The organism is Bradyrhizobium jicamae, assembly GCF_018130695.1.
Classification (GTDB): Bacteria; Pseudomonadota; Alphaproteobacteria; order Rhizobiales; family Xanthobacteraceae; genus Bradyrhizobium; species Bradyrhizobium jicamae_B.
Window position 1 is genome coordinate 24,057 of record NZ_JAFCJX010000054.1, and the last position, 6,915, is coordinate 30,971.

General features: G+C 64.3%; 10 protein-coding genes. 7 read left to right on the forward strand and 3 right to left on the reverse strand.

Going from position 1 to position 6,915, the window contains the following annotated elements; translation table 11 throughout:
• Positions 1-33 precede the first annotated feature (33 nt).
• From JQ604_RS40580 to hslV, 3 genes are read right to left on the reverse strand one after another with little or no spacing between them, the layout of a single operon-like run.
• Positions 34-630 (reverse strand): DUF2585 domain-containing protein, encoded by a 597-nt coding sequence (locus JQ604_RS40580; RefSeq protein WP_212366374.1) that lies wholly within the window; start codon positions 628-630, stop codon positions 34-36.
• Positions 627-1,112, reverse strand: a complete 486-nt coding sequence (locus JQ604_RS40585) for a GNAT family N-acetyltransferase (RefSeq protein ID WP_212366375.1) — start codon at positions 1,110-1,112, stop codon at positions 627-629. Before JQ604_RS40585 ends, JQ604_RS40580 begins: the two co-directional genes overlap by 4 nt.
• A gap of 1 nt (position 1,113) precedes the next feature.
• Positions 1,114-1,671 (reverse strand): ATP-dependent protease subunit HslV, encoded by a 558-nt coding sequence (gene hslV, locus JQ604_RS40590; protein ID WP_212366376.1) that lies wholly within the window; start codon positions 1,669-1,671, stop codon positions 1,114-1,116.
• A gap of 181 nt (positions 1,672-1,852) precedes the next feature.
• On the opposite strand from hslV, the gene hisB reads away from it, so the two are divergent.
• From hisB to coaA, 7 genes are all read left to right on the forward strand, one after another.
• The gene (hisB, locus tag JQ604_RS40595) at positions 1,853-2,446 is read left to right on the forward strand and encodes an imidazoleglycerol-phosphate dehydratase HisB (RefSeq protein WP_212366377.1); all 594 of its coding nucleotides are present in this window, start codon (positions 1,853-1,855) and stop codon (positions 2,444-2,446) included.
• Positions 2,447-2,532: 86 nt separating this feature from the next.
• A complete protein-coding gene (locus JQ604_RS40600; protein WP_212366378.1) occupies positions 2,533-3,066 on the forward strand; it encodes a DUF2628 domain-containing protein in 534 nt (177 codons plus the stop codon).
• A complete protein-coding gene (hisH, locus tag JQ604_RS40605) occupies positions 3,063-3,713 on the forward strand; it encodes an imidazole glycerol phosphate synthase subunit HisH (protein WP_212366379.1) in 651 nt (216 codons plus the stop codon). Before JQ604_RS40600 ends, hisH begins: the two co-directional genes overlap by 4 nt.
• Entirely contained in the window at positions 3,710-4,441 is a 732-nt protein-coding gene (gene hisA, locus JQ604_RS40610; protein ID WP_212366380.1) for a 1-(5-phosphoribosyl)-5-[(5-phosphoribosylamino)methylideneamino]imidazole-4-carboxamide isomerase, read from the forward strand. Before hisH ends, hisA begins: the two co-directional genes overlap by 4 nt.
• Before the next feature lie 11 nt (positions 4,442-4,452).
• On the forward strand, positions 4,453-5,229 hold the full coding sequence (gene hisF, locus JQ604_RS40615) for an imidazole glycerol phosphate synthase subunit HisF (RefSeq protein ID WP_212366381.1): 777 nt from the start codon (positions 4,453-4,455) through the stop codon (positions 5,227-5,229).
• 97 nt (positions 5,230-5,326) lie between these two features.
• Positions 5,327-5,650: a phosphoribosyl-ATP diphosphatase gene (locus tag JQ604_RS40620; RefSeq protein ID WP_212366382.1), complete on the forward strand. Its 324-nt coding sequence runs from the start codon at positions 5,327-5,329 to the stop codon at positions 5,648-5,650.
• Positions 5,651-5,789: 139 nt separating this feature from the next.
• A complete protein-coding gene (coaA, locus tag JQ604_RS40625; protein WP_212366383.1) occupies positions 5,790-6,746 on the forward strand; it encodes a type I pantothenate kinase in 957 nt (318 codons plus the stop codon).
• The last annotated feature ends 169 nt before the right edge of the window (positions 6,747-6,915 follow it).

A 6,915-nucleotide genomic window follows, 5' to 3' on the forward strand; every position in this document is an offset into this window, starting at 1 on the left:
TGAAAACGGGGCCTCGGCAAGCGCAGTGATTGTTCACAGAATTGGTGGACCGGCCTGCCATTGTTTGATCACGTCGAACGGGTGGATCAGCATGATGATGTTCAGCGTCAGATTGTCGCGAATGTGGAGCAGCATCACGATCTCGAACACGATTCCGAGCGCGACGGTGGCCGCGACAGGCAGTTTTCGCGCCAGCAGGAAACCGAACACCATCGCCAGATTGTCGGAGACCGAATTGACGATGGTGTCGCCGTAATAGTCCAGCGAGATCGTGCCGGCGCGGTAGCGCTCGATGATCCAGTTGGAATTCTCGACCAGCTCCCAGGTGCCCTCGATCAGCATCGCGACGATCAGCCGGGCGGGCCAGGCGAGGCGCGGCAACGCGAGGAAGGTCAGGCCGTAGAACAGCAGCCCGTGCAGGATATGCGACAGCGTGTACCAGTCGGCGATGTGTTGCGAGTTCTCCGAGCTCTGCACGCTGCCGTGCCAGAGTTTCACATAACCGCAGGCGCAGATCGGCAAGCGGCCCATCCCATAGAGCAACGATGCCTGCAGCGCGAGCACCGCCGCGGCCATCGCGAACCAATGCCACGCCGAAATTCCCTTGCCCTCGTCACGTAGCAGCGTCATGCGTCGCGCACCATCAGCAGTGCCGGCCCGTCCGGCGTATCAACCATGCGAGTCCTCTCGAAGCCGGCTTTCTCATAGGCGCGGATCGCGCGTGGATTGCTCGGATCGGGATCGGTGACGATACGCGGTGCGCCGTCGGCCAGTCGCGCATCGGCAAAGGCACGGATCAGCGCCGAGCCGTGGCCGCCTTCGATCATCTCGGGCTCGCCGATGAAGAGGTCGATGCCACGCGTTCCGTCGGGATGCTCACCGAAGCCGGAATTCCACGCCGTCAGGCTGTAACACTGGATGTAGCCGACATCCCTGGCCCCGAATTCGACGATGAACTGCTCCATCGCCGGCTCATCGAGGTCGCCGCTGACCAAGACATATTGTTCGTCCGGATCGCCCCACCAGTCCCGGACATGCGGCAGCGCCAGCCACCGCTTGATCTGCGGCAGGTCGGCGCTCGTCATCTCGCGGAAGCGGTAGGGGGCGGCCATCTCAGCCGCCGATCGCTTCGATCGTCACGTTGCGGTTGGTGTAGACGCAGATATCGGCGGCGATATCGAGCGCGCGGCGGACGATGGTCTCGGCGTCCTTGTCGGTGTCGACCAGCGCGCGGGCGGCCGCCAGCGCGTAATTGCCGCCGGAGCCGATCGCCATCACGCCCGATTCCGGCTCCAGCACGTCACCGGTGCCGGTCAGCACCAGGGAAACGTCCTTGTCGGCGACGATCATCATGGCTTCCAGCCGGCGCAGGTAACGGTCGGTTCGCCAGTCCTTGGCGAGCTCGACGCAGGCCCGGGTCAGCTGCCCCGGATATTGCTCCAGCTTGCTCTCCAGCCGCTCGAACAGGGTGAAGGCGTCGGCGGTGGCACCGGCGAAGCCGCCGATCACGTCGCCCTTGCCGATCCGGCGGACCTTCCTGGCGTTGCCTTTGATCACGGTCTGGCCGATCGAGACCTGCCCGTCGCCGCCGATCACGACCTTGCCGCCCTTGCGGACGGTGCAAATCGTGGTGCCGTGCCAGACCGGCAGCTCATTTTGGGATGTTTGCATGGATTACCTCTCGTCCGGCCAGATTTAGGGCTTGGCGGGCGGGGTTACAATCGGGCCGATCACCGCGGATTTCCGGTCACCATAGGCGGAAATCGAGCGATTTTCGCGTCATCCCGCAGTAGCGAAGGTGACATCGGCCTGTTAAAAGACGCGCGTTTTCGGCACGGGAAAGCTCATTTTCATGCGCACGGCAACCATCAAGCGCAAGACCAAGGAGACCGACATCGAGGTGACGGTCAACCTCGACGGGGCAGGCGTATCCACGGTTTCGACCGGGATCGGCTTCTTCGACCATATGCTCGACCTCCTGGCCCGGCATTCGCGCATCGACATTGCGGTGAAGGCCGACGGCGATCTCCATGTCGATTACCACCACACCACCGAAGACGTCGGTATTGCCCTTGGCCAGGCCGTCAAGCAGGCGCTCGGCGGCATGGCCGGCATCAACCGCTATGCCTCGATCCACATGCCGATGGACGAAACCCTGACGCGCATCGTGATCGACATTTCGGGCCGCCCGGTGCTGGTGTTCAAGGCCGACTTCCCGCGCGACAAGATCGGGGAGTTCGACACCGAGCTGGTGCGCGAGTGGTTCAATGCGTTCGCGATGAACGCCGGCGTGACTCTGCACGTCGAGACCCTATATGGCGAGAACAGCCATCATATCGCCGAATCCTGTTTCAAGGGTTTGGCCAGGGCGCTTCGCACGGCGGTCGCGATCGATCCGCAGGCCAAGGGTGAAGTGCCTTCGACCAAGGGCCAGCTCGGCGGCTAGTTTCGCGCGCATGATCCGGAAAAGTGGTCGCCGGTTTTCCGGAAAGATCATGCGCAAAAGAGAAGACTTCTCGGCGGAGATGATCAATGCCGGTCTACACAGTGCATGCCCCCGTGGCTGATGGCGTCGATCTTGCGGCGACCGACAAGTTCACCTTCGTGCGCGACGGCTTCCATTTCTGGGCCGCGGTCGCAAGCGTGATCTGGCTGGCCTGGCATCGGCTCTGGCTGGCGCTGATCGGCTGGATCGTGCTCACCGTCGTCATCGACGTCGGCTTGGCAAAGCTTGGCGTCGGCCGCGGCGCGATCTTGTTCGTCAATCTGGTGCTGGCCCTGCTGATGGGATTTGAAGCCGCGAGCCTGCAGCGCTGGACGCTGTCGCGCCGCAAATGGCGCCAGCTCGACATCATCGTCGCCGGTGACGCGGAAGCCGCCGAGCGTCGCTTCTTCGAGCGCTGGTCGGCGCGGCATCGCGGCATCGTCAACGACCAATGGTCGGTCGATCGCGGCGGCCCGCCGCCGACCCGCGCCACGCCCGGCCAACCCTTCTCGAAAGCCCCGCCGCCGCTGCCGCAAGGCGGCATTATTGGATTGTTCCCAGAGCCAGGAGGATCACGATGAGTGTCGCCATCATCGATTACGGCTCCGGCAATCTGCATTCGGCAGCCAAAGCCTTCGAGCGCGCCTCGCGCAGCATGGAAGACCCGCAGAAGATCTTCGTGACGCGCGATCCCGACGCGGTCTATCGCGCCGACCGGATCGTGCTGCCCGGCGTCGGCGCCTTCGCCGATTGCCGTAGGGGCGTCGATGCGGTCGACGGCATGTTGGAGGCGCTGACCGAGGCGGTGCGCGTCAAGGCGCGGCCGTTCTTCGGCATCTGCGTCGGCATGCAGCTGATGGCGACCCGCGGCAAGGAGCACGTCATCACCGAGGGCTTCAACTGGATCGCCGGCGACGTCGAGAAGATCCAGCCGCGCGACGAAAGCCTGAAGGTCCCGCATATGGGCTGGAATACGCTCGATCTGGTGCAGGAGCATCCGGTGCTGGAGCGGCTGCCGCTCGGGCCGAAGGGACGGCACGCCTATTTCGTGCACTCCTATCACCTCAACGCTGCCAGCGAAGCGAATGTGCTGGCGCGCGCCGACTATGGCGGGCCGGTGACTGCGATCGTCACCAGGGACACCGCGATCGGCACCCAGTTTCACCCTGAGAAGAGCCAGCGCTTTGGCCTTGCCCTGATCTCGAACTTTTTGAAGTGGAAGCCGTGATCCTCTTTCCCGCGGTTGATCTGAAGAACGGCCAGTGCGTGCGCCTCGAGCAGGGCGACATGGCACGGGCCACCGTGTTCAATCTCGATCCGGCGGCGCAGGCGCGTGCCTTCGCCGCCCAGGGATTCGAATATCTCCATGTCGTCGATCTCGACGGCGCGTTCGCCGGCAAGCCGATGAACGCGCAGGCGGTCGAGGCGATGCTGAAGGCCGTCAAGATGCCGGTGCAGCTCGGCGGCGGCATCCGCGACCTCAAGACCATCGAGGCCTGGCTCGACAAGGGCATCACGCGCGTGATCATCGGCACCGCGGCAGTGTGCGATCCTGAGCTCGTGAAGGGCGCGGCGAAGAAATTCCCTGGCCGTGTCGCCGTCGGCCTCGACGCGCGCGACGGCAAGGTCGCGGTCGAAGGCTGGGCCGAGACCTCTCAGGTGACGGCGCTGGATATCGCCCAGCGATTTGAGGATGCCGGCGTTGCCGCCATCATCTTCACCGACATCGCGCGCGACGGCCTGCTCAAGGGCCTCAATCTCGATGCGACGATTGCGCTGGCCGACCGGATCTCGATCCCGGTCATCGCCTCCGGCGGCTTTGCCTCGATCGACGACGTGAAGGCGTTGCTGGAGCCGCGCGCGAAAAAGCTCGCCGGCGCCATCGTCGGCCGCGCGCTCTATGACGGCCGGCTCGATCCGGCCGCGGCCCTCAAGCTCATCCGCTCGGCAGCCTAGGAGACGCATCCATGTTCAAGGTTCGCGTGATCCCCTGCCTCGACGTGAAGGACGGCCGGGTGGTCAAGGGCGTCAATTTCGTCGATCTGCGCGATGCCGGCGACCCCGTCGAGGCGGCGATCGCCTATGACGCGGCCGGCGCCGACGAGCTCACCTTCCTCGACATCACCGCCACCCATGAGAACCGCGGCATCATGCTGGACGTGGTGCGGCGGACGGCGGAGGCCTGCTTCATGCCGGTGACCGTCGGCGGCGGCGTCCGCACCGTCGACGACATCAAGACCCTGCTGCGCTCGGGCGCCGACAAGGTCTCGATCAACTCGGCGGCCGTCAGCCGGCGCGAGTTCGTCAAGGAAGCCGCCGAGAAGTTCGGCGAGCAGTGCATCGTGGTTGCGATCGACGCCAAGCGGGTCAAGCGTGCCGGCGGCTCGGATCGCTGGGAGATCTTCACCCATGGCGGCCGCAACTCGACCGGGATCGATGCCATCGAATATGCCCAGGAAGTGGTCTCGCTCGGCGCCGGCGAAATCCTGCTGACATCGATGGACCGCGACGGGACCCGGCAGGGCTTTGACCTGCCGATCACGCGGGCAATCGCGGACAGTGTTCCCGTACCGGTTATCGCGTCGGGCGGCGTCGGCAATCTCGACCATTTGGTCGACGGCGTCCGCGAGGGTCACGCCACCGGCGTGCTGGCAGCGTCGATCTTCCACTTCGGCGAATTTACCATCCGCCAGGCCAAGGAGCACATGGTGCGCCATGGCCTGCCGATGCGGCTCGATCCCTAGGAGTGATCCCTGGGACTCCTTGTCACAAAAATGCTAATCCCCATTTTTGGGGAAGGCGCCCAAACCGGGCGCCGACGCACGTGCCTGAGTTGAGTTGATGCCGCGTTTTACGGTCCATGATCTGGCCGCCACCATCGATGCCCGTGCCGCAGCGGGCGGCGAGGCGTCCTACACCCGCAAGCTCCTCGACAAGGGCGCGGAGCATTGCGCCAAGAAGCTGGGCGAGGAAGCGGTCGAGACCGTGATCGCCGCGATCGAGAATGATCGCGACCACCTGATCGCCGAAAGCGCCGATCTGGTGTTCCATCTGCTGGTTCTCTTGAAATCGCGTGGCGTGAAGCTTGAGGACGTCGAGGCCGCGCTGGAGAAGCGCACCGCGCAGTCCGGACTGGAAGAGAAGGCGTCGCGAAAGCGCGACTAGAGCATGATCCGGAAAAGTGCGAAGCGGTTTTCCGAAAAGATCATGCTCAAAAAATGAGATACGAGCGTGGTCCGGAAAAGCGGAGGCCAGTTTTCCGAGAAGATCATGCGCAGGACGAGGGACACAAGGGGAAGGGCTCATGGATATCCGGGCACCTGAACAGCAGTACAATCCGTACCGCGTCTTCACCCGCGATCAGTGGTCGCGCTTGCGCGACGACACGCCGATGACGCTGGAGCCGGGCGAGTTCTCCAGGCTCCGCTCGATGCATGACCGCCTCGACCTGAAGGAGGTCGAGGACATCTATCTGCCGCTCTCGCGCCTGCTCTCGATCTATGTCGATGCGATGCAGCGGCTGTTCTATTCGCAGCGCCAGTTCCTCGGCATCCAGGACCGCAAGATGCCCTACATCATCGGCGTCGCGGGCTCGGTCGCGGTCGGCAAGTCGACCACCGCGCGCGTGCTGCAGGCGCTCTTGGCGCGCTGGTCGCCGCGGCCCAAGGTCGACCTGGTGACGACCGACGGCTTCCTGTTTCCCAAAGCCGTGCTCGAGCGGCAGGGCATCATGCAGCGCAAGGGCTTTCCGGAAAGCTACGACCTGCCGATGCTGTTGCAGTTCCTGAGCGACATCAAGGCCGGTCGCCGTCCGGTGCGCGCGCCGGTCTATTCGCATCTCACCTACGATATCGTGCCGAACGAGTGGAGCGAGATCGACCGGCCGGACATCCTGATCGTCGAGGGCGTCAACGTGCTGCAGACCGGACGGCTGCCGCGCGACGGCAAGGCCGTGCCTGTCGTCTCCGACTTCTTCGACTTCTCGGTCTATATCGACGCCGAGGAGCCGGTGCTGCGGCAATGGTACATCAAGCGCTTCCTGGCGCTGCGCGACACCGCATTCACCGATCCCCGCTCCTACTTCCACCAGTATTCGCTGCTCTCGGACGAAGAGGCCACCGCCACCGCAGTCGCGATCTGGGAGCGCACCAACCGCGCCAATCTCGAGGACAACATCCTGCCGACCCGCCCGCGCGCCACGCTGATCCTGAAAAAGGCCGCGGACCATTCGGTGGAATCGGTGGCGCTGCGGCGGCTGTAGCCACGGGGAGCTGCCGTAGGGTGGGCAAAGGCGCGAAGCGCTGTGCCCACCATCGCGAGCACGCCGTAGATGGTGGGCACGTCGCTAACGCTCCTTTGCCCACCCTCATATGGGGATTTGTGAGTCAAGGCCCTTCGATTGGCTTGAGTGAGGTTGGTACGGTGCGAGG